The 22619-nt window shown below is 64.8% G+C and carries 20 protein-coding genes and 1 pseudogene; 8 read left to right on the top strand and 13 right to left on the bottom strand.

Annotated features, from left to right (window positions below; genetic code table 11):
* Complete coding sequence (gene rlmN, locus G7079_RS07530) at positions 1-1242, bottom strand: 23S rRNA (adenine(2503)-C(2))-methyltransferase RlmN (RefSeq protein ID WP_240906140.1); 1242 nt, start codon at positions 1240-1242, stop codon at positions 1-3.
* 7 nt (positions 1243-1249) lie between these two features.
* Positions 1250-1675: a nucleoside-diphosphate kinase gene (gene ndk / locus G7079_RS07525; protein WP_166056721.1), complete on the bottom strand. Its 426-nt coding sequence runs from the start codon at positions 1673-1675 to the stop codon at positions 1250-1252.
* A gap of 223 nt (positions 1676-1898) precedes the next feature.
* Between ndk and G7079_RS07520 the strand changes: the two genes are divergently transcribed.
* Genes G7079_RS07520 through G7079_RS07510 form a run of 3 tightly spaced genes read left to right on the top strand, consistent with a single transcriptional unit; the run spans position 1899 to position 6145 of the window.
* Positions 1899-2525, top strand: coding sequence for a TetR/AcrR family transcriptional regulator (locus G7079_RS07520; protein ID WP_166056720.1), 627 nt, complete (start codon positions 1899-1901; stop codon positions 2523-2525).
* Positions 2526-2546: 21 nt separating this feature from the next.
* Positions 2547-4919 carry a 3-hydroxyacyl-CoA dehydrogenase/enoyl-CoA hydratase family protein gene (locus tag G7079_RS07515; protein ID WP_166056719.1) on the top strand — a complete coding sequence of 791 codons (2373 nt, stop codon included), beginning with the start codon at positions 2547-2549 and terminating at the stop codon, positions 4917-4919.
* Positions 4920-4939: 20 nt separating this feature from the next.
* The gene (locus tag G7079_RS07510; protein WP_166056718.1) at positions 4940-6145 is read left to right on the top strand and encodes an acetyl-CoA C-acyltransferase; all 1206 of its coding nucleotides are present in this window, start codon (positions 4940-4942) and stop codon (positions 6143-6145) included.
* A gap of 71 nt (positions 6146-6216) precedes the next feature.
* Here the strand turns inward: G7079_RS07510 and galU are convergent, their stop codons facing one another.
* From galU to cmk, 8 genes are all read right to left on the bottom strand, one after another.
* Positions 6217-7128: a UTP--glucose-1-phosphate uridylyltransferase GalU gene (gene galU, locus G7079_RS07505; RefSeq protein ID WP_166056716.1), complete on the bottom strand. Its 912-nt coding sequence runs from the start codon at positions 7126-7128 to the stop codon at positions 6217-6219.
* Positions 7129-7137: 9 nt separating this feature from the next.
* Entirely contained in the window at positions 7138-9045 is a 1908-nt protein-coding gene (locus G7079_RS07500) for a nucleoside-diphosphate sugar epimerase/dehydratase (protein ID WP_166056715.1), read from the bottom strand.
* Positions 9046-9080: 35 nt separating this feature from the next.
* Positions 9081-10064 (bottom strand): glycosyltransferase family 4 protein, encoded by a 984-nt coding sequence (locus G7079_RS07495; protein ID WP_166056714.1) that lies wholly within the window; start codon positions 10062-10064, stop codon positions 9081-9083.
* Positions 10051-11235, bottom strand: a complete 1185-nt coding sequence (lapB, locus tag G7079_RS07490; RefSeq protein ID WP_166056713.1) for a lipopolysaccharide assembly protein LapB — start codon at positions 11233-11235, stop codon at positions 10051-10053. The genes G7079_RS07495 and lapB overlap by 14 nt, the downstream gene beginning before the upstream one ends.
* A 4-nt stretch (positions 11236-11239) precedes the next feature.
* A complete protein-coding gene (locus G7079_RS07485; protein WP_166056712.1) occupies positions 11240-11500 on the bottom strand; it encodes a lipopolysaccharide assembly protein LapA domain-containing protein in 261 nt (86 codons plus the stop codon).
* Between the two features lie 48 nt (positions 11501-11548).
* Positions 11549-11851 carry an integration host factor subunit beta gene (locus G7079_RS07480; RefSeq protein WP_166056711.1) on the bottom strand — a complete coding sequence of 101 codons (303 nt, stop codon included), beginning with the start codon at positions 11849-11851 and terminating at the stop codon, positions 11549-11551.
* An 81-nt stretch (positions 11852-11932) separates the two neighbouring features.
* Positions 11933-13633 (bottom strand): 30S ribosomal protein S1, encoded by a 1701-nt coding sequence (gene rpsA, locus G7079_RS07475; RefSeq protein ID WP_166056710.1) that lies wholly within the window; start codon positions 13631-13633, stop codon positions 11933-11935.
* A gap of 164 nt (positions 13634-13797) precedes the next feature.
* Positions 13798-14496 carry a (d)CMP kinase gene (gene cmk / locus G7079_RS07470; RefSeq protein ID WP_166056709.1) on the bottom strand — a complete coding sequence of 233 codons (699 nt, stop codon included), beginning with the start codon at positions 14494-14496 and terminating at the stop codon, positions 13798-13800.
* Between the two features lie 152 nt (positions 14497-14648).
* Here cmk and ykgO point away from each other — a divergent pair, with 152 nt between their 5' ends.
* The 5 genes and pseudogenes from ykgO to G7079_RS07445 all read left to right on the top strand — a co-directional run bounded on the left by ykgO (position 14649) and on the right by G7079_RS07445 (position 18428).
* Positions 14649-14774 (top strand): type B 50S ribosomal protein L36, encoded by a 126-nt coding sequence (ykgO, locus tag G7079_RS07465; protein ID WP_010342887.1) that lies wholly within the window; start codon positions 14649-14651, stop codon positions 14772-14774.
* Positions 14775-15005: 231 nt separating this feature from the next.
* Positions 15006-15266, top strand: a pseudogene (locus G7079_RS07460) (hypothetical protein); the annotation flags it as partial.
* Between the two features lie 9 nt (positions 15267-15275).
* Positions 15276-16319, top strand: a complete 1044-nt coding sequence (locus tag G7079_RS07455) for an agmatine deiminase family protein (RefSeq protein WP_166056708.1) — start codon at positions 15276-15278, stop codon at positions 16317-16319.
* Positions 16319-17206 carry a carbon-nitrogen hydrolase gene (locus tag G7079_RS07450; RefSeq protein WP_166056707.1) on the top strand — a complete coding sequence of 296 codons (888 nt, stop codon included), beginning with the start codon at positions 16319-16321 and terminating at the stop codon, positions 17204-17206. The genes G7079_RS07455 and G7079_RS07450 overlap by 1 nt, the downstream gene beginning before the upstream one ends.
* Positions 17207-17231: 25 nt before the next feature.
* Positions 17232-18428: a TraB/GumN family protein gene (locus tag G7079_RS07445; protein WP_166056706.1), complete on the top strand. Its 1197-nt coding sequence runs from the start codon at positions 17232-17234 to the stop codon at positions 18426-18428.
* A 6-nt stretch (positions 18429-18434) separates the two neighbouring features.
* Here G7079_RS07445 and G7079_RS07440 read toward each other — a convergent pair whose 3' ends face one another.
* The 3 genes from G7079_RS07440 to G7079_RS07430 are packed head-to-tail and all read right to left on the bottom strand — an operon-like array spanning position 18435 to position 22617.
* Complete coding sequence (locus tag G7079_RS07440; protein ID WP_166056705.1) at positions 18435-18854, bottom strand: DUF6326 family protein; 420 nt, start codon at positions 18852-18854, stop codon at positions 18435-18437.
* Positions 18855-18865: 11 nt separating this feature from the next.
* Positions 18866-19549, bottom strand: coding sequence for a DUF4386 domain-containing protein (locus G7079_RS07435; protein ID WP_240906139.1), 684 nt, complete (start codon positions 19547-19549; stop codon positions 18866-18868).
* Positions 19546-22617, bottom strand: coding sequence for an efflux RND transporter permease subunit (locus G7079_RS07430; protein WP_166056704.1), 3072 nt, complete (start codon positions 22615-22617; stop codon positions 19546-19548). The genes G7079_RS07435 and G7079_RS07430 overlap by 4 nt, the downstream gene beginning before the upstream one ends.
* Positions 22618-22619: the final 2 nt, after the last annotated feature.

Here is a 22619-nt window from a genome sequence, read left to right as displayed (position 1 = left end):
TCACGCCGCATCCGACACCCCACTTTGGGTCAAACCATTTTCCTGCAGGCGCTTGCGATGCTCTGCCGAACGGCGCGTGCGATCCAGCACCTGCCCCTTCAGCTGGCCGCAGGCGGCATCGATGTCGTCGCCACGGGTACGCCGCACCGGCGCGATCATGCCGGCGTTATTGAGCTGCTTCTGGAAGGAGCGGATCGCCTCGTCCGTGGGTCGCGCAAAACGCGTACCCGGGAACGGGTTGAACGGGATCAGGTTAACCTTGGCGGCGTCCTTCATCTGCACGCGACGGTCGAACTCGCGCAGCAGCTTGACCAGTCCGCGTGCATGCTCGGGCTGGTCGTTGACGTCCTTCATCAGGGTGTATTCGAAGGTCACCGAGGTGCCACGCTTGCGCAACGCATAGCGCACGCAGGCATCCATCAAATCAGCGATGGGATATTTCTTGTTGAGGGGCACCAGTTCGCTGCGCAACTCGTCGAACGGCGCATGCAGCGAGACCGCCAGCGACACGTCGGACACTTCGCCCAGCTTGTCGATCATCGGCACCATGCCGGCGGTCGATAGCGTCACCCGCTTGTTGGCCAGGCCATAGCCCAGGTCGTCGCGCATGATGCTCATCGCGCGCACCACGTTATCGAAATTCGCCAGTGGCTCGCCCATGCCCATCATCACCACGTTGGTGAGCTTGCGCTGCTGGTGCGGCACGTTGCCCAGATGGCGGCCGGCGATCCACACCTGGCCGATGATCTCGGCGGTGGAAAGATTTCGATTGAATCCCTGCGTGGCTGTCGAACAGAACTGGCAGTTCAGCGCGCAACCCACCTGGCTTGACACGCACAGCGTCCCGCGGCCCTTGTCCGGGATGTAGACGGTTTCGATGGCGTTCTTCGGATCCATGCCGAGCAGCCACTTGTGGGTGCCGTCGGTGGACGCCTTGTCGAACAGCAGTTGCGGCGCATGCACGACCGCACGCTCTTCCAGCTTGGCGCGCAGCGCCTTGCCAAGGTCGGTCATCTCGCCGAAATCGGTCACGTAGCGGTGATGGATCCACTTCATCACCTGCTGCGCGCGGAATTTCTTTTCGCCAAGATCTTCCTCGAAGAAACGTTCGAGGGAAGCGCGGTCGAAATCGAAGATGTTGGTTCGGGATGCGGCAGCCGGAGCTACCGCAACCGAATCGCGCGCACCGGCAACATCGCCGACGAGGGCGATGTCGATATTCGGTGTGCGCGTATCGCTCATCTCAAGCTCAGCGCGCGTAGACGTCGGTAGCCGGGAAGAAGTAGGCGGTTTCGATCGCCGCGTTCTCCAGCGAATCCGAACCGTGCACGGCGTTCGCATCGATGCTGTCGGCGAAGTCGGCGCGGATGGTGCCGGCGGCCGCTTCCTTCGGATTGGTGGCGCCCATCAGCTCGCGGTTCTTGAGCACGGCGTTCTCGCCTTCCAGCACCTGGATCATCACCGGGCCGGAGATCATGAAATTGACCAGCGCATTGAAGAACGGACGCTCGCGGTGCACGGCGTAGAAGCCTTCCGCTTCCTGCTTGGACAGGTGCTTCATCTTCGCGGCCACGACCTTCAGGCCAGCCTTCTCGAAGCGGGAATAGATTTCGCCGATGACGTTCTTGGCAACGGCATCGGGCTTGATGATCGAAATGGTGCGCTCCAGCGCCATGGGATAACTCCAGTCAGGCGGGTCGCAAACGTCCGTTGCTGACCCGAAGATAACAGAAAAACCCGCGTACTGGCGCGGGTTTGGCCGATATGGCTGCGGAGAATTCTAACCGATGACAGCGCCTCCACGCACCTGTTTCGAGAGCCGATCGTCGCCCAACCGTTGACGCGCGCCGAAGCCCCGCCCTAATATCAAACAAGCGTTTGATTCATGAGGTCGCGGGATGAGCCTGCAACACTTCTCCACCAAGGATCGAATCCTGCACGCGGCCGAAGAGCTGTTCGCCGCGCAGGGCTTCGCCACCACCTCGCTGCGGCAGGTCACCAGCCGCGCGGACGTCAACATCGCGGCGGTCAATTACCACTTCGGCAGCAAGGACAACCTGGTCAACGAGGTGTTCCGCCGGCGCATGGACGACATGAGCGCCGAGCGCCTGAAAGCCTTGCGGCAGGCCATCGAAAGCCGCCCCGGCGAACTTGAGCCGATCCTCGCGGCCTTCGTCGAACCCGCACTGGCGATGGCCCAGGACCGCCACGGCGGCGGCGCCTTCATCCGCGTCATCGCCCGCGCCTACGCCGAGAGCAACGACAGCCTGCGCAAATTCCTGTCCGACCAGTACGGCCACGTGCTGCGCGATTTCGCCAAGGCGATCAGCGCCTGCATGCCGGATCTGGGCAAGGAAGAGCTGTACCGCCGCCTGGACTTCCTGTCCGGCGCGCTGACCTATGCGATGGCGGACTTCGGCCTGATCAAGCGCCCACACGGCGTCTCCGAAGCCACCCACCGCGAACGCGCCGCGAAGGCGCTGATCCGATTTGCAGCGGCCGGCTTCAAAGCCGACGCTTCCTAATTTTTCAAGAGGTTACAAGCAATGTCTGAGAAATTACTTGTACGTCGTGCTGCGGTACTGGGCGCCGGCGTGATGGGCGCGCAGATCGCCGCCCACCTGACCAATGCAGGCGTGGACACCGTCCTGTTCGACCTGGCCGCGAAGGAAGGCCCGGCCGATGGCGTGGTGCTCAAGGCCATCGGCAACCTGGGCAAGCTGTCGCCGGCGCCGCTGGCCAGCAAGTCGCTGGCCGAGGCGATCACCCCGGCCAACTACGACAGCGGGCTGGAGCAGTTGCGCGGTTGCGACCTGATCATCGAGGCCATCGCCGAACGGATGGACTGGAAGCAGGACCTTTACAAGAAGATCGCCCCGTTCGTGTCGCCCACCGCGGTGCTCGCCAGCAATACGTCAGGCTTGGGAATCAACAAGTTGGCGGATGTTCTTCCGGAAGAACTCCGGCACCGTTTCTGCGGCGTGCACTTCTTCAACCCGCCGCGCTACATGCATCTAGCGGAACTCATTCCCGCCAAGACCACAGACGCATCGGTGCTGGAAGGCCTGGAAACCTTCCTGGTCACCCAGCTCGGCAAGGGCGTGGTCTACGCCAAGGACACCCCGAACTTCATCGGCAACCGTATCGGCGTGTTCTCGATCCTGTCGGTGATCCACCACACCCAGCAGTCCGGACTTGGCTTCGATGAGGTCGATGCGCTGACCGGCCCACTGCTCGGCCGGCCGAAGTCGGCCACCTACCGCACCTCGGATGTGGTTGGCCTGGACACCATGGCCCACGTCATCAAGACCATGGCCGACACCCTGCCGGACGATCCCTGGCACCAGTACTTCAAGTCGCCGGCGTGGCTAGACGCGCTGATCGCCAAGGGCGCGCTGGGCCAGAAGACCGGCGCCGGCATCTTCCGCAAGGTCGGCAAGGACATCGTCGTCCTCGATCTCCAGAAGCAGGATTACCGCGCATCCGACCGCGTCGCCGCGCCGGAGGTGGTGGAAATCCTCAAGGAAAAGGATCCGGCCAAGAAATTCGCCGCACTGCGTGCCAGCAGCCATCCGCAGGCGCAGTTCCTGTGGGCCTGCTTCCGCGACCTGTTCCACTACAGCGCCTACCACCTGAAGGACATCGCCGAGACCGCGCGCGATGTCGACCTCGCCATCCGCTGGGGTTACGGCTGGTCGCTGGGCCCGTTCGAAACCTGGCAGGCGGCAGGCTGGAAGCAGGTGGCCGAATGGATCGCCGAGGACATCGTGGCCGGCAAGGCCATGAGTTCGGCCGCGCTGCCGGACTGGGTGTTCGACGGCCGCGACGGCGTGCACGGCGCCGAGGGCAGCTACAGCCCGGCCAAGGACGCCAAGCTGCCGCGCTCCGCCCTGCCCGTCTACAAGCGCCAGCGCTTCCCCGACCCGGTGCTGGGCGAGCGCTTCGCCCCGGGCGAGACCGTGTTCGAGAACGAAGGCGTGCGCGCCTGGCACGACGGCGACGGCATCCTGGTCATCTCGTTCAAGACCAAGCTGCACACGGTCAGCGACAAGGTGCTGTCCGGCGTGCAGGACGCCATCGCCATCGCCGAACGCGATTTCCGCGGCGCGGTGATCTGGCAGCCGAAGGAGCCGTTCTCCGCCGGCGCGGACCTCTCCGGCGCACTGGGCCTGCTGCAGGCCGGCGACCTGAAGGGCTTCGACGCCATGGTCGCCAACTTCCAGGCCACCAGCCAGTGCATCAAGTATTCGCTGGTGCCGGTGGTCGCTGCGGTGCGCGGGCTGGCGCTGGGCGGCGGCTGCGAATTCCAGATGCACAGCGCGCGTGCGGTGGCGCATCTGGAAAGCTATATCGGCCTGGTCGAAGCCGGCGTCGGCCTGCTGCCGGCCGGTGGCGGCCTGAAGGAACTGGCAGTACGCGCGTCGAACGCGGCCGGCCCGGGCGGCGACGTGTTCGCCGAACTGAAGAAGGTGTTCGAGACCATCGCCATGGGCAAGGTCTCGGCGTCTGCGGTCGAGGCGAAGGAACTTGGCCTGGTACGCAAGGACGACGTGGTCGTGTTCAACGCCTTTGAACTGCTGCACATCGCCAAGCAGGAAGCGCTGGCGTTGGCCGAACGCGGCTATCGTCCGCCGCTGCCGGCACGGCGCGTGCAGGTGGCCGGCGATGTCGGTATCGCCACCTTCAAGATGCTGCTGGTCAACATGTTGGAAGGCCGCTTCATCAGCCCGCACGACTACGAGATCGCCACTCGCATCGCCACCGTCCTCTGCGGCGGCGAGATCGACCGCGGCTCGCTGGTGGACGAGGAATGGCTGCTGCGGCTGGAACGCGAACACTTCGTGGCGCTGGCGCAGATGCCGAAGACGCAGGAGCGCATCGCGCACATGCTGAAGACCGGCAAGCCATTGCGTAACTGAGCGACGACAAGGACAACGACATGATCAAGCAAATCCAGGACGCCTACATCGTCGCCGCCACCCGCACCCCGGTGGGCAAGGCTCCGCGCGGCGTGTTCCGCAACACCCGCCCCGACGACATGCTGGCGCACGTGCTGCGCAGCGTGATCGCGCAGGCGCCGGGCATCGACGTCAACCGCATCGACGACGCGATCATCGGCTGCGCGATGCCGGAAGGCGAGCAAGGCATGAACGTGGCGCGCATCGGCGTGCTGCTGGCCGGCCTGCCGGACACGGTGGCCGCGCAGACCATCAACCGCTTCTGTTCCTCCGGCCTGCAGGCGGTGGCGCTGGCCGCCGACCAGATCCGCCTGGGCAATGCCGACCTGATGCTGGCCGGCGGCACCGAATCGATGAGCATGGTGCCGATGATGGGCAACAAGGTCGCGCTGAGTCCGTCCGTGTTCAAGGACGATCACGTGGCGATTGCTTACGGCATGGGCATCACTGCCGAGAAAGTGGCGGAAGAATGGAAGGTCACCCGCGAGGAGCAGGATGCGTTTGCCCTGGCCTCGCACCAGAAGGCCATTGCCGCGATCGCCGCCGGCGAATTCAAGGACGAGATCAGCCCGTACGAAATCACTGCGCACCTGCCCGACCTCGCCGGCAATACCGTGCGTCTCAAGCAACTAGTGGTCGATACCGACGAAGGCCCGCGCGCGGATTCGTCGCTTGAAGGCCTGGCGAAGCTACGACCGGTGTTCCGCAACGGCCAGTTCGGCGGCAGCGTGACCGCCGGCAATTCCTCGCAAATGAGCGACGGCGCCGGCGCGGTGCTGCTGGCCTCCGAGCAGGCGATCAAGGATTACGGCCTGACCCCGCTGGCGCGCTTCGTCAGCTTCAGCGTGGCCGGCGTGCGCCCGGAAGTGATGGGCATCGGCCCGATCGCGGCGATCCCGAAGGCGCTGAAGCAGGCCGGCCTGACCAAGGACCAGTTGGACTGGATCGAACTCAACGAAGCCTTTGCTGCGCAAGCACTGGCGGTGATCAAGGATTCCGGCCTCGACCCATCCAAGGTGAATCCGCTGGGCGGCGCCATCGCCCTCGGCCATCCACTGGGTGCGACCGGCGCGGTGCGCACCGCGACCATCGTGCACGGCCTGCGCCGTCGCCAGCAGAAGTACGGCATGGTGACGATGTGCATCGGCACCGGCATGGGGGCAGCGGGAATCTTCGAGGCGCTGTAAGCCTCACGCCATTGCATCAACGAAAACGGGGCCGACGGCCTCGTTTTCGTTTGCGTCATGCAACGCGAAACTCAGGTCTCGACCACGCCCATTTCGTCCAATGCGTTCTGCATCAGCTTGCGCGCCGCATCGCTCAACAATTCGTGATCCAGCGCGTAACGCACGGTCGCTTCGATCAGACCGAGGTGCGTTCCGCAGTCGAAACGGGTGCCGTGGAAACGGAACGCATCGACTTGCTCCAGCGGCAGCAACTGGGCGATGGCATCGGTCAGCTGGATCTCGCCACCACTACCCTGCCCGGTCTTCTCCAGCAGGTCGAAGATGCGCGGGCTGAGCACGTAACGCCCGACCACGGCGAGGTTGCTGGGCGCGTCTTCCGGTTTCGGCTTCTCGACGATCTGCGAGATACGCCCCGCTTGCCCATCGAAATCCTTGGTGGCGACGATGCCGTAGCTCTTGGTCTGCTCGCGCGGCACGTCCTGCACCGCGATCACGCTGCCGCCGGTGGCTTCCGCGTGGTCGGCCATCTGCTTCAGCGCGCCATCGCCGCGACTCCAGATCAGGTCGTCCGGCAGCAGCACCGCGAACGGTTCATCACCGACGACGGGCTTCGCGCAGAGCACCGCATGGCCAAGTCCCAGCGCTTCGGCCTGGGTCACGAACACCGCGCGCACGCCCGGCGGCAGCACATTGCGGATCAGCTCCAGCTGTTCGGCCTTGCCGGCCTTCTCCAACTTCTGCTCAAGCTCGTAAGCCTTGTCGAAGTAATCGGCCACCGCGTGCTTGTAGCGGTTGGTGATGAACACCAGGGTGTCACAGCCCGCTTCCACCGCCTCGTCCACCGCATACTGGATCAGCGGCTTGTCGACGATCGGCAGCATTTCCTTGGGTACGGTCTTGGTGGCCGGCAGGAAACGGGTCCCCAGACCCGCCACCGGGAACACCGCGATGCGCACGCGGCGCTTGGCAGTCTGATTTTCCATGCGTCGATGTTACTGCTGGCGCGCGCGGCGTGCGGGGAAGGCGACGATGGTCGACTCGCGAGCACCTTCGGCATCGCTGAGCGGGTTGAATTCCGGTACGGCAGCGCGAAGAGATGCCGCAAGCCGTTCCAGGTCGTAGCTGGCCGAGGCCTCGCGAAGTGTCTGCAAGGCAGGCTCCACGCGCTCGAGGCTCACGCTGCGCGGCAGCGCCTGCAGGATCTTCGGATGGACGGTCGCGCTGTAGCGTTCATCCGCATGGAACAGCGTTTCGTGCAGCTTCTCGCCAGGACGCAGCCCCGTGTACTCGATGGCGATGTCCTTGCCAGGATGCTTGCCGGCGAGCCGGATCATTTGTTCCGCCAGCATCCGGATCGACACCGACTCACCCATGTCCAGGGTATACACCGCCTGTTGCGCGCCGATTGCCGAAGCCTGCAGGATCAGCTGGCAGGCTTCCGGGATGGTCATGAAATACCGGGTGACGTCCGGATCGGTGACGGTCACCGGCCCTCCGCGACGGATCTGCTCGCGGAACAACGGCACCACGCTGCCCGCCGAATCCAGCACATTGCCGAAGCGTACGGTGACGAAGCGGGTCGAGCGCGGATCCACGAGTGACTGGCACACCATCTCCGCCAAGCGTTTGGTCGCGCCCAGCACGTTGACTGGATCCACCGCCTTGTCGGTGGAGATCAGCACGAAAGTACCGACGCCGGCATCGCGACTGGCACGCGCTACCGTCTCCGTCGCAAGCACATTGTTGCGCACTGCTTCGCGCAACTGGCGCTGGAGCAGGGGTACTTGCTTGTAGGCTGCGGCATGGAAGACGGCTTCCGGTTCAGCCAAGGCCAGCGCATGGGCGATGACCGCCGTGTCCCCGGCATCGCCCAACACCGGCAGGCACTCGATGCCCGGGAAATCGCGGCGCAGGTCGGCTTCGATGGTCAGTAGTGCGAGTTCATCGATCTCGACCAACGTGATCCGCTTGGCACCATGCCGCGCACATTGCCGGCACAACTCGGAACCGATCGAGCCTCCTGCGCCAGTCACCAGCACCGAACGTCCACCCAGCCACGCGCGGATCGCCTTCCAATCCGGGCTCAACGGCTGGCGTCCAAGCAAATCCTCGATCGCGACCTCCTTGAGCTGACCCGGCAACGAACGTCCCTCGAGGACATCCACCAGCTTCGGCACCGTGCGATAGGGCACGCCGCTCTCTTCGCAGACGGCAACCACCCGGCGCATCGCCGTCGCATCCAGCGAGGGCATCGCGATCACCAGCAACTGCACGCCGGTTTCGCGTGCGATCCTCGCCACGTCGCCGACGCGGCCAAGGATGGGCAGGCCGTGCATGCGCGTTCCGCGCAGTGCCGCGGCATCGTCCAGAAATCCAATGGGTTGGTAGCGGCCAATTCGGCGCAGATCCCGCACCAGGACTTCGCCGGCCTGTCCTGCCCCAAGGATCAGCACGCGCTCGGCAGTGTCATCGGCATTCAGCAATCGCTGGTCTTTCCAGGCGCGGAAGATCAACCGCGGCGCGCCCAACAGCAATGTGAGGACGAATGGGTACAGCAGCAACGCGGCGCGGGATACGAGATCCAATCGGCTGTAGAAAAACAAGCCAATCACCACCGCCAGCAGGCCTAGCACGCTGGCCTTGAAGATGTTCAGGAGATCCGGAACGCTGGCGAACCGCCACAGCCCTCGATAGAGGCCGACTCGCCACGACACCAGCCCTTGCGCCACCAGCACGATCACGACCGTGCTCGAGAAGAGCTCCAAGGGCAGCGGTGGCGATTGCAACGTATAACGGACGTAGTGCAGCCCCTGCCAGCAGATCCAGACCATCGCGAGGTCATGCAGGATGATTGCCAATCGCGGCAGGATGTACTTCAAGCGATCCTTCGATGTACCCATTCCCCGAATCCTTCGGTTCCGCCAACTCGACCTGCTTATCGCGAGCGCGACCAGACAGCCAAGCAGACCAGCAACAATGCAACGATGACCCCTGTCCCGCCGACATATCCTACCGGCATAAGGGCCAACATCGCCATTGCCGCCACACCGCTGAAGGTGGCATAGCCCAAGCTGACCCGCGCATGCCCAAAGGATCGACTCCATTGTTGATACGCATGCTGAACGTGCGGCTGCCACCATCGCTCCCCACGCCGCATCCGCCAGATCAGGGTCAACCCGGTATCCGCCAGCATCGCCGCTGCCGGCAGCAGCAGTAGCGGCCATGAAGCCGGCGGGTGCGACGCGAACCCCGCCGCCAGCAACATCGCCACCAGGTAGCCAAGCGCACCGCTGCCCACATCGCCCAGGAATATCCTCGCCCGCGGGAAGTTGAACGGCAGGAAGCCGAGGCAGGCGCCCGCGAGCACCAGTGCCAGCAGGCGCGGGACATCACCCAGCACCATCGCGAAGCCAAGCGCGCACAACATCGCCTGGCTTGCCGCCAGGCCGTTGATGCCGTCCATGAAGTTCCAGGCATTGACCAGCACCAGCGTCATGGCGAATGCGGTGATCACGACCACCCCGTCAGCCCCCTGCAGGTGGACCGCCCCCGCCAGGCAAGCCGCCGCAATGGCATGCACCAACAGCCGCGGCCAAGCCGGCAACGGACGATGGTCGTCCCACCAGCCAGTGGCGGCCACCAACACCAGCCCACCCGCCGCCCACCACCAACTTGCCGATGTCAGCCCGGTCCAGATGACGATGAGCATCGTCGCCAATGTCGCGACGACAATGCCGACCCCCCCGCCTCGCGGCGTGGGAGTGTCGTGGCTGCGACGCTCGCCCGGCTGGTCGAACAGGTCGTTGCGATGGGCATGCGCGATGGCCCATGCACTGCCAAGCGCGGACACCGAGGCAGCCAGCACGAAGGCGCTGGCCAACAACGCCGGCGACTCGAACGCAGACTCAAACCACGGCATAGTTCAGCAGCGGCTTCACCGTTCCCCATTCCTTGCAGCTCGGGCATTGCCAATGGTGGCTGCGCGCACCGAATCCGCAACGGGTGCAGCGATAACTCGGGTTACGCACCAGCAGCTGGTCGGTGATGTGCTTGAGATCGTGCAAGGTGGCTTCTGCGTCTGCTTTTTCCGCAAGCGTCAGGTCGATCAGCGCCGCTTCGCCGCGTACCGATGGGCGGTCCTTCAATTGCTGGCCCAGGTAGCGCCGCGCCGCGCCCACGCCCTCTTCCGCCTCGACCATCTTGGTCAGCGCCAGCACTGGCGAGATACCGCGATAGTGCTCGCTCATCTCGGCGAGGAAGGCTCGCGCGCCGGTGCGCTCACCCACCTTGTCGTAACTTTCCAGCAATGCCGGCAGGATCACCGGCAGATAGTCGGGATCATGGCGCGCGGCACGTTCGAATGCGCGCACGGCTCCCGTCGAATTGCCGGTCTCCGCTTCGAGCCGACCTTCGCTGATGCCGGCGCGCACCGAAGTCGAATCCGCCGCATAGGCGCGCACGATGGAGGCACGCGCGGCATCGATCTCGCCGGCAGCGCGCTGGCGATCGGCCAGTTCGCATTCGAATTGCGCGATCAGCTTGCCCATCGGTTCGCCGGACGCCGTTTCGTAGCGGCGGGCATTCTCGATCGCCTTTTCCCAGTCGCGTTCGGACTGGTAGATGCCGATCAGGTGGCGAAGCGCCTGCGGCGCACGTTGGTCGATCTGCGCGAGGTCGCTGAACACGGTTTCGGCGCGATCCAGCAGGCCCGAACGCATGTAATCCTCGCCCAGTGCCAGCAGCGCCTGTACTTTCTGCGAATCATTGAGATCGGCTCGCTGCACCAGCGCCTGGTGCAGGCGGATCGCACGATCCACCTCCCCCCGGCGACGGAACAGGTGACCCAGCGCGACCTGGGTTTCGAACGTGTCCTTGTCCAGTTCGGCGATGTGCAGGAACAGCTCGATCGCCTTGTCCGGCTGTTCGTTCAGCAGATAATTGAGGCCGCGGAAGTATGTGGTCGACAGCTTGCTGACCTGGTTGGTGCTGTGGCGTTCGCCACCACGCCGGCCGATCACCCAGCCAGCCAGCGCCGCCAGCGGCACCAGCACGATGAACCAGATCCACACATCGAAATTGAAACTGCCCATGTGATCAGGACTCCGAGCGCGGCGCTCGTGCGGCATTCTCCGCACGTCGCAGGCGACGACGCAACGGGGCAATCACGCCCACCGCGAGTATGGTGCCGCCGATGACGACGCCCAGCAGCAGCGCAACAAGCACGCTCAAGCCAAGACTGGCATGCACGCTGGCGAGGCCGAAATCGAGCAGGACGGGTTGGGTATTCAGCGCGCCGACCACGGCGCCCAGCAGGATGCAGGCGATGGCGGCGACGAGACGGATCAGGCGGATCACTTGGTTGGCACTCCGGGATCGCCTTCTAGCTTAACGGACGGCAGGGATTCAGTCGTCCGTCGGCAGCGGCACGACGGTGGTGACCCGTTCGCGCAATTCCTTGCCAGGCTTGAAATGCGGGACATGCTTGCCGGGCAGCGCAACGGCGTCGCCGGTCTTCGGGTTGCGGCCGGTGCGCGGCGGGCGGAAATGCAGGGAAAAACTGCCGAACCCGCGCACTTCGATGCGATCGCCGCCGGCGAGGGCCGCGCCCATCATCTGCAGCAGCGACTTCACCGAAAGGTCGACGTCATCTGCCTTCAGGTGCGGCTGGCGGCGGGCCAGCAATTCGATGAGTTCGGATTTGGTCATGGAACCTTGCTTGCAACAGTACGACCAAGAAAATGGCGACCCGGCCGAAGCCGGGCCGCCACGTGTGCTACGACAGCAGGATCACTCGGACTTGCTGTTCAGCTGCTCGCGCAGCAGCGCGCCCAGCTTGGTGGTGCCGCTGGCAGCGTCGGAAGCAGCCTTGTTGTACTCGGCCATCGCCTCGGCGGTCTCGGCGGCGTCCTTGTCCTTGATGGACAACTGCAGGCTGCGGCCCTTGCGGTCCATGCCCACGAACTTCGCCTCGACTTCCTGGCCGACCTTCAGATGCTGGCTGGCGTCGTCCACGCGCTCGTCCGCGACATCGCGGGCCGACACGTAACCTTCCACGCCCTCGCCCAGGTCGATGACAGCACCCTTGGCGTCGACTTCCTTGACGGTACCGGTGACCTTGGTGCCCTTCGGGTTGGTCGCCATGAACTGGCCAAGCGGATCCTGTTCCATCTGCTTGACGCCCAGGCTGATGCGCTCGCGTTCCGGATCGACCGCCAGCACCACTGCCTCGAGCGTGTCGCCCTTCTTGTAGTTGCGGGCGATGTCTTCGCCGGTGGAGTTCCAGGTGATGTCCGACAGGTGGATCAGGCCGTCGATGCCGCCGTCCAGGCCAATGAAGATGCCGAAGTCGGTGATCGACTTGATCTGGCCGGACACCTTGTCGCCCTTCTTGTGGATCGCGGCGAAGGTTTCCCACGGGTTGCTGGTGACCTGCTTGATGCCCAGCGAGATGCGGCGACGCTCCTCGTCCACGTCCAGCACCATGACTTCGACGTCATCGCCGACCTGCACGACCTTGGCCGGGTTGACGTTCTTGTTGGTCCAGTCCATTTCGGAGACGTGCACCAAGCCTTCGACGCCCGGCTCGATCTCGACGAACGCGCCGTAATCGGTGACGTTGGAGACCTTGCCGAACACGCGGCTGTTGGCCGGGTAGCGACGGGCGATGTTGTCCCACGGATCCTCGCCCATCTGCTTCAGGCCGAGCGAAACGCGGTTGCGCTCCTTGTCGTACTTGAGCACGCGGACGTCCAGTTCCTGGCCGACTTCGACCACTTCGGACGGATGGCGCACGCGCTTCCACGCCATGTCGGTGATGTGCAGCAGGCCGTCGATGCCGCCGAGGTCGACGAATGCGCCGTAATCAGTGAGGTTCTTGACCACACCCTTCAGCACCGCGCCCTCGACCAGCTTCTCCAGCAGCTGCTCGCGCTCTTCCGAATGCTCGCTCTCGACCACCGCGCGGCGGGAGACGACCACGTTGTTGCGCTTGCGGTCCAGCTTGATCAGCTTGAACTCGAGTTCCTTGCCCTCGAGGTAGACCGGATCGCGCACCGGGCGCACGTCGACCAGCGAACCCGGCAGGAATGCGCGGACGTCCTTGATGTCGACGGTGAAACCGCCCTTCACCTTGCCGCTGATACGGCCGACGATGGTGGCGTTGGCTTCCAGCGCCTCTTCCAGCTCGTCCCACACCATGGCGCGCTTGGCCTTCTCGCGCGACAGCACGGTTTCGCCAAAGCCATTCTCGAGCGAATCGAGGGCGACCTTGACTTCATCGCCAATGCCCACGTCGATTTCGCCGGCGTCGTTGCGGAACTGCTCGATCGGGACGATGCCCTCGGACTTCAGGCCGGCGTTGATCACCACGACGTCGTTGCGGACGTCGACCACGATGCCCTTGACGATGGCACCGGGCTTCAGCTTGGCGAGGTTGGCCTGGCTCTGTTCGAACAGTTCGGCGAAGGATTCGGTAGCTACGGAATTCATGAAAAATCTCTGGTGGATACACAGGCCGCCCGCACGTACGGGGCGACCCACCTTGGGTCTGGCATCGCGCAGGAACGCGCTTGGCCATGTGTGATGGTTGGATGGACGCCACGCACCGCGGGATGCGGCACGTGGAACAGTTTCTGCGACGCGGGAGGCTTGCTTCAGGGCGAGCCGGGGCGGGACACGACATCCAGCACCAGCGCGACCACGCCATCGATGCCAAGGCCGGTGGTGTCGATGCGGACGGCGTCGTCGGCCGGTCGCAGCGGCGCCACCGCGCGACTGGCATCGCGGGCATCGCGGGCGAGAATCTCGCGTAGCAGACCGTCAAGTGTGACGGAAACCCCTTTGTCTTTCAACTGCTTATAGCGCCTTTCGGCGCGTTCGTCGGCGCTGGCGGTGAGGAACACCTTGTGGGCGGCGTCCGGGAAGATCACCGTGCCCATGTCGCGGCCGTCGGCGACCAGCCCCGGCTGCTGGCGGAACACGCGCTGGCGGTCCTTCAGCGCGGCCCGCACTTCCGGGATGGCGGCGATGGCGGAGGCCGCGGCGCCGGCGGTCTCGGTGCGCAGCTCGTCGGTCGCATCCAGCCCGTTCACGATCACCCGCGGCTCGCCGGCGGCATCATCGCGGAAGCCGATTTCGGTATCGAAGGTGCAGCGCACCAGCGCCGAGGCGTCGGACAGGTCGATATCCGACCAGCTGGCGGCGATCCCGACCGCGCGGTACAAGGCGCCCGAATCCAGGTAATGCCAACCCAGCCTGCCGGCCACGATCCGGCTGATGGTGCCCTTGCCGGAACCGGAGGGGCCATCGATGGTGAGTACGGGTGCCGTGCCGTCGGGATGAGTGCTGTCCATGGGCATGGATTATGGCCGTGCTTGGCCACGGCTGCCGCAGCCCCGCAATTTTTTCCTTCAAGCTGTTGATTCGGCGGGACAAACCCGGCTAGAATGCGCGGCTTCGTGTTTCACCCATCCCGTTCCATTCAAATTTTCGCCGAGGTTCTGTCATGAAGGTCCTGTCCTCCCTGAAGTCGGCGAAGGCCCGTCACCGCGACTGCAAGGTGGTTCGCCGTCGTGGCAAGGTCTTCGTGATCTGCAAGTCCAACCCGCGTTTCAAGGCGCGCCAGCGCTGATTCGCCGCAGGTTGTGCTGCCGAAGGCCGCCGCGTGCGGCCTTCGTCGTATCTGGGGATAGCGCATCGCGACATCGCGGCGTGTTCACGTATCCGGCATAGAATCCGTCGTTACCTCGTCTGCATTGGGAGCGTCGCCATGAATCGCCTGTCCCGCAACCTCTTCGTCGCCGCGCTCGTTGCCGCGCCTGGCATCGCCATCGCCCAGGATGCGCCCCGCGAAGTCCAGGGCGACGTCCTGCTGATCGAACGCGTGCAGGAAGAACCCGGCAACCTGCCACGCCGTGGCATGAGCATGGCCCAAGTCGAGGCCCGGTTTGGCGTGCCACGCGACCGCCTGGATCCGCGCGGCGGGCAGAAGCGCCAGTGGCCGACCATCAACCGCTGGACCTACCCCGCCTTCACCGTCTATTTCGAGCGCAGCAAGGTCATCGACGTGGTCATGACCAAGGCCGATCCGAACGAGATTGGGCCGAAGCCGCCCACTACCTAAGAACCAAGCATGACAAATACCGTGCGCTTCCCCGCCGAGTGGGAATCCCAGGCGGCGATCCTGATCGCGTGGCCGAACGCGGAGACCGACTGGGCCCAGCGTCTGGCCGAAGTCGAGGAAACCTACATCGCGCTGGTTGCCGCCATCACCCGCTTCCAGCCGGTGGTCATCTGCGTGGCCGACGACGATGTCGAGACCTATGCGGAAATGCGCCTGCGTTCGAATCGCATCGACATGGACCGCGTGCGCTTCGTCACCGTGCCCTACGACGATACCTGGCTGCGCGATTCCGGCCCGATCAGCCTGCGCAATGGCAACGGCTTCCGCCTGCTCGATTTCCGCTTCACCGGCTGGGGCGGCAAGTACGGCGCCAGCGACGACGACCGCCTGGTCGAACGCCTGACCGCGCAGGACGTGTTCACCACGCAGGATCGGCAGACCATTGATTTCGCGCTGGAAGGCGGCGCCATCGAAACCGACGGCGAAGGCACCCTGCTCACCACTTGGCAGTGCCTGCACGAACGCCATCCGGATGCATCACGCGAAGAATTGACCGACAAGCTCGCCGCTTGGCTCAAGCAGGACCGCGTGCTGTGGCTCAACCACGGTGCGCTGGAAGGCGACGACACCGACGCGCATATCGATACCCTCGCCCGCTTCGCCGCGCGCGATGCCATCGTGTTCCAGGCCTGCGACGACGCGACCGATTCGCACTACGCCGACCTGAAAGCGATGGCCGATGAAATCGCCGCGCTGCGCACGCGCGACGGCAAGCCGTATCGCCTGTTCCCGCTGCCGTGGGCCAAGCCCGTCATCGACATCGGCACGGATGGAAACCCACGCCGCTTGGCCGCAAGCTACGCCAACTTCCTGATCGTCAACGGCGCGGTGCTGATGCCGGCCTATGGCGACGAAGCGGACGCCGCCGCCGCCGCGGTGCTGGCGGTAGCCTTCCCGGATCGTGAAATCGTGCAGGTGCCCTGCCGCCCGCTGATCTGGCAGAACGGCAGCCTGCACTGCATCACCATGCAATTGCCCGAGGGCCTGGTCTGATGTCCAAGTACAGCAAGCTCCCCGTCGCACTGGTGCAGGAGCGCAACCACGGCGATGCCGAGGCGAACCTGTCCGTCATCGAAACCCGTGTGGCCGAAGCCGCCAAATCCGGCGCGAAACTCGTCCTGTTGCAGGAACTGCATAACGGCCCGTACTTCTGCCAGCACGAATCGGTGGACGAATTCGACTTGGCCGAGACCATCCCGGGCCCATCGACCGAACGCCTCGGCAAGCTCGCCAAGCAACATGGCGTGGTGCTGGTCAGTTCGCTGTTCGAGAAGCGCGCCACCGGCCTGTACCACAACACTGCGGTGGTCTTCGATGCCGACGGCAGCACCGCCGGCAAGTACCGCAAGATGCACATCCCGGACGATCCGGGCTTCTACGAGAAGTTCTACTTCACTCCCGGCGATATCGGTTTCACTCCGATCGATACCAGCGTCGGCCGCCTCGGCGTGCTGGTGTGTTGGGATCAGTGGTATCCGGAAGCCGCGCGGCTGATGGCGCTAGCTGGTGCGGAATTGTTGCTGTATCCGACCGCCATCGGCTGGGATCCGTCCGATGAGCAGGCGGAAAAGAATCGCCAGCGCGATGCCTGGGTGTTGAGTCATCGCGGCCATGCCGTCGCCAACGGCCTGCCGGTGCTGAGTTGCAACCGCGTCGGCCATGAGCCTTCGCCGCTTGGCGCTTCCGGCATCGAATTCTGGGGCAACAGCCACGTGCTCGGGCCACAAGGCGAGTTCATCGCCGAAGCCGGTACCGAACCGACGATCCTGCTGGCCGATGTGGACATGGCGCGCAGCGAACACGTGCGCCGGATCTGGCCATTCCTGCGCGACCGCCGCATCGACGCCTATGGCGACCTGACGAAACGCTACCGTGACTGAGCCCCACGCACTGGCGGAGACGCCGATGAAAGAAAGCCGCTTCGCCGATCAGCCCGTGGTCGAGCTCGAACGCGATGGCGTGCACTACACCCTGCTTGGCACCGCGCATGTGTCGAAGGCCAGCATCGATGCGGTGCTGGCGGCGATCGACAGCGGCCGCTTCGATGCGGTGGCGGTGGAGCTGGACGAGCAACGCCACAAGGCGCTGACCAAGCCCGAAGACCTGCAACAGCTCGACCTGGTCAAGGTGATCCGCGAACGCAAGGTGGCGCCGTTCGCGGCGAACCTGGCGCTCGCCGCCTACCAGCGGCGACTGGCGGAACAACTCGGCATCGAACCTGGTGCGGAATTGAAAGCAGCATCGACCGAAGCGGTCGCGCGCGGCCTGCATCTGCAACTGATCGATCGCGACGTCGGCATCACTTTCCGCCGGATCATGCAGGGCCTGAGCTGGTGGGACCGGATGAAGCTGATCGCCAGCATCGGCGGCGGCTTGTTCGCCAGCGAAGACGTGTCCGAGGACGATATCGAGCGACTGAAGGAAGGCGACATGCTCGAATCCAGTTTCGGCGATTTCGCGCGCGATACGCCTTCGCTGTATGCCACCCTGATCGACGAACGCGACCAGTACATGGCGGCGAAGCTGCGCGAACGCGGCGATGGCGCGAAACACGTGCTCGCCGTTGTCGGTGCCGGCCACCTCAAGGGCATGACGAAGTACCTTGCCGAAGAACAGCGTGCGCCGGCCGGCCTCACCGAACAGCTCTCGCATGTGGCGAAGAAGCGCAATATCCCGTGGATCACCATCGCGCTGATGCTGCTGATCTGCGGAGGCATCGCTTGGGGTTATGCCCGTGGTGGTGCCGACTTGGGCCAAGACTTGCTGCTGCAATGGGTCGCGTGGACCGGCGGCCTGGCCGCGCTCGGTGCCCTGCTCGCACGCGGGCACGTGCTGAGCATCCTGGCCGCAGCGATTGCCGCGCCGCTCAAGCCGTTCCGCCCCGGCCTGCCGCCGGGCATGTTCAGCGCGCTGGCCGAAGTGCACCTGCGCAAGCCGGCCTATCCGGACTTCCTCGCCCTGCGCGATGACGCGCAAACGCTGAAAGGCTGGTACCGCAACCGCGTGTGCCGGGTGGTGCTGGTGTTCCTGCTCACCAACCTCGGCAGCATGGCCGGCGTATGGATTTCCGGCGCGGCCATCGTCCGCAAACTGCTCGGCTGAAGCGGCTCAGGCCTTGCGTGGCCAACGCCACGCCAGCCAGATGATCGCTGCGCACAGCACGATCTCGATACCGCTGTAGGCCAGGTAGAACCACCATGCGCCGGGCATGGTGATCGCCACGAAGGCCGCATAGAACAGCGCCAGGCCGATGTTGAGCCAACGCGCGATGCGCGCCGGCAATGCCAGCGACAGGAACGCCATCAGCCCCGGCACCACCAGCAGCAAGGCGACGAACAGCAGCGATGACTGGCTGGCCGGCCCCATCGGGCCGGCGCCGTCGAGCATGTGCTGGAGCTTGCCCGGCTTGTACAGCCCGAAGTAATCGCCGTAGAGGTAGCAGAAGGTCAGGCTGACCCACAGCGCGGACAGCTTCACCCTCAACGGAAGCGGCGGATCCGACAACACGCGTGTTGCATCGGCGGCCATCGGCTTAGGTCTCAGTGGCGGGAAGGTTGCTGCAGGCCCGCGCGCGCGCCGAACATCAGCAGCCACAGGCAGCTGCCGATCTCGCCGATGGCCGCCGGCATGCGTACATAACGGACCAGCGAAGAGTCGGCGAAACCGGGCACCAGGCCGCCGAACACCTGCACGACATAACCGATGCTGCCCAGCACCAGCAGCCAGCCCAGCACCCGCGGCAGGCGCCCGGAACGCAACACCAGCCAACCGAACGGCAGCAGCCACAGCCCCCAGAACAGGCTGGCGATGCGCAGGCCATTGCCGTAGCGCTGCAGGCACAACGCGAACGCGGCGTCCATCGCCTGCGTGGCACTGCCTGCGTTTTCCAGCAACGAGAGCGCCTCCATCCGATGCGTCACCGCCACCAGTCCGATCGGCACGCTGACCACCGCCAACACCACCATCAGGATGGCAGCGCGTCGGTCGACATCGCCCAGCACCCGATACAGCGCGAACGGCAACAGCAGGAACGCCACCTGCATGACCAGGAAGGCCGCGATGCCGGCGCGGAACAAGCCCGCATGCGCCGAAGCGCCGGCGATGCCCTCTCCCAGCTGCGACGGCACATAGGCCAGGCAGAACATGCCGGTCAGCACCACCACGAGATAGAGCGCACCCGCGATGCGCCCGTTCCTTCGCAGCGCGGCGGCGTCCATGCTCATGCCGCTTTCAACTCGCGCCGCTGCACGCGCGTCATCTTCGCCCGCTTGATCAACCGTGACGTGCCCATGCGCAGGTCATCCAGCATCGCGTAGATGGTCGGCAGGAACAGCAGGCTGACCACGGTGGAGAACGCCAGGCCGCCGGCGATCGCGCGCGCCATCGGGTAGTACGGCGGCATGCCGTCCGCGGTCTTGGTCGACAGCGCGATCGGGATCATCGCCAGGATCGCGGTGCCCATCGTCATCATGATCGGCCGCAATCGTTCGCGGCTGCCTTCCACCAGCGCCTCGGTGCGCGGCATGCCGCGCCGGCGCAGGTTGTTGATGTGCTCGATCATCACGATGCCGTTGTTCACCACCACGCCCATCAGCACCAGGATCCCGATCACCGCCATGATGTTCATCTCGGTGCCGGTGATCCAGAACAACCAATACACGCCGAAGATCGAGAACAGCACGCAGGACATGATCGCCAGCGGGAACAGCAGCGATTCGAACACCGCCGCCATGATCACCAGCATCAGCACCAGCGCGATCGCGATCGACCGCATCATCTGATCCATGCCGTCGAAATTGATGTTGAATCCGCCGCCATCGAAGGTATAGCTGTAGCCCGGCGGGAACTGCGTGCTGTTCAGCGTGGTTTCGATGGCCTTGCGCGCATCCTCCATCGACACGTCCTTGGCCAGCCCCGCCTGCACCTGCAGCATGGTCTGCCGGCTCTGGCGCTGGATCGAGGTGGCAGCCGGTGCCATGTTCACGTCGACCATCGCCAGCAGCGGCACTTCGCTGCCGTTCGGCGCGCGCACCATGAAGGTGGACAGGTCCTCCACGCCGTAGTCGTCCGAACCGGCGAAGCGCACATTGACCGGGATCTCGACGTCCTCGCGGTGGAAATCGCGCAGCGATGAACCGCGCAAGGCCATGCCGACGAACTGCGCCACCTGCTGCGCACTGAAGCCATACGACGCCGCGCGCTCGCGGTTCACCTGTACCTTGAGTTCGGTGTTGGCATCGCCGGTATCCACGCGTACGTCGCGCAGCTTCGGGTTGCGCCCGAGTATCGGCACGATGTCGGCGGCCAGTTCCTGCAGGGTCTGGGTGGAATCGCCGATCAGGCTGAACTGGATGCCCTGCCCGTCGCTGCTGCCCATGCCGCCCGGCCAGCCGATGCCCAAGTTGGCGCGCGCCGATTTCGGCAGGCCCTTGCGCACGTCCTCGGCGATCTTCTTGCTCTGCTCCGGGTCCTCGATATCGAGGAACAAACGGGTCTGCGCCCAGCCCTGCTCGCTGTAGCGGCTGTACACGCGCTCGACGTGGAACGGCTTGCGGTTGGCGTTGACGAAGGCTTCCACCCGCGCCACTTCCTTGCCCATCTCTTCCTTCGAGTACGCGCCCTTCCACTGGTAGAAGATGTTGATCTCGCTGGGATCGTTGTCGTCGCCACCGCCCGCGGTATGCGTCATCGGATAGACGCTGACCAGAGAGATCGCGAGGATGCCGGCCACGCTCCAGCCGCGATGCTCCAGCGTCCAGCGCAATGCCCGCGCGTAACGCGCCTGCAGGCGGGTGATGAACGGCGACTTCAGCGCCGGCGGGGTCTTCATCCGCGCCGACAGCATCGGGATCAGGCTGATCGCGACCAGCCACGAGGCCAGCAGCGACACCGAAATGGTGACTGCCAGCTGCGACAAGTAGATAGTGATGATGTTCTTCTCGCCGAACATCATCGGCAGGAACACCACGCAGTGACACAAGGTGCCCGCGGACAGCGCGATCGCCACGTGGCGGGTGCCGATGATCGAGGCCAGCCACGGCTTGCCGGGATATTTCTCGCGTTCCTGGTAGATGCTTTCGACCACCACCACCGCGTTATCGACCAGCATGCCCACCGCCAGCAGCAGGCCCATCATCGAGATGATGTTGAGCGAGATGCCGAAGAAGTACATGAAGCCCAGGGTCATGATGAAGCAGATCGGGATCGCCGTGCTCACCATCAGCACGGAAGGCCAGTGGCGCAGGAACGCGTAAAGCACGATCACCGACAACAGCAGGCCGATGCCGCCGGCCTCCGCCAGCGCCAGCAGTGAACTGGTCACGGCCTGGCCCTGGTCGTCGGTGACCTCGATGTTGACCCCGCGCATGGCCGGGTCCTGTTCGAGCTCCTTGATTTCCGCACGCACATCGCGCGACAGGTCCACCAGGTTGGCCGAGCGTTCCTTGTAGATGTCCACGCCGACACTGGGCTTGCCGTCCATGCGCCGCACGTAGTCCATTCGCTGCGGCTGCAGGTCCACGTCGGCGATGTCGGACAGGCGGGTGCCGCGCTTGTCGATGCGCATGTCGCGCAGCTGCTGCAGTTCCAGCAATTCACCGCGTGGCTGCACGCGCAAGCGCTGCCCGGCTTCGGTGATCTGGCCGGCGGATACCGAAAAATTCGCCGCCTGCAGCTGCTGCACCAATTCGTTCAGTGCAACGCCGTGCGCGGCAAGCCGATCCTTGTCCAGGGCCACCAGCACTTCCTGCTTGGCAACGCCCTCCACTTCCACCCGTGCAACGCCGGGCAGCCGTTCCAGACGCTGCTTGATGCTGCGTTCGATCAGGTCGGCGCGAGTGGTCAGGTCGACCTGGCTGGTCAGGCGGAGGCTCAAGGCCTCGCGGTCCGAGGTGCTCCAGCGCTGGACGAAGTAGCGACGGAAATCGTCCGGCAACTGGTCGCGGATCGCATCGATGCGTTCGCGTGCATCGGACGCGGCGATGGCGATGTTCTTGTTCCAGTCGCTGAAGCGCACCTGGATCGAACCGCCTTCGGCATTCGCACGCGAATTCATCGACTCGATGCCGGGCATCGTCGCCAATGCTTCCTCCACCGGCCGCACCAGGTTGCGTTCCACTTCCTCCGGCGTCGAACCGGCGTACGGCAGGGACACGAAGAAGAACGGGATGGTGGCTTCCGGCTCGGCTTCCAGCGGCAGGCGGAAGGAGGCGATCAGGCCGATCGCCACCATCGACACGAACAGCATGATCGTGGTGACCGGCCGGCGGATGGACAGTTCGGTGATGTTCATCG

This window comes from Thermomonas sp. HDW16 (assembly GCF_011302915.1).
Lineage (GTDB): Bacteria > Pseudomonadota > Gammaproteobacteria > Xanthomonadales > Xanthomonadaceae > Thermomonas.
This window is presented reverse-complemented; position numbering and strand designations above follow the sequence as displayed.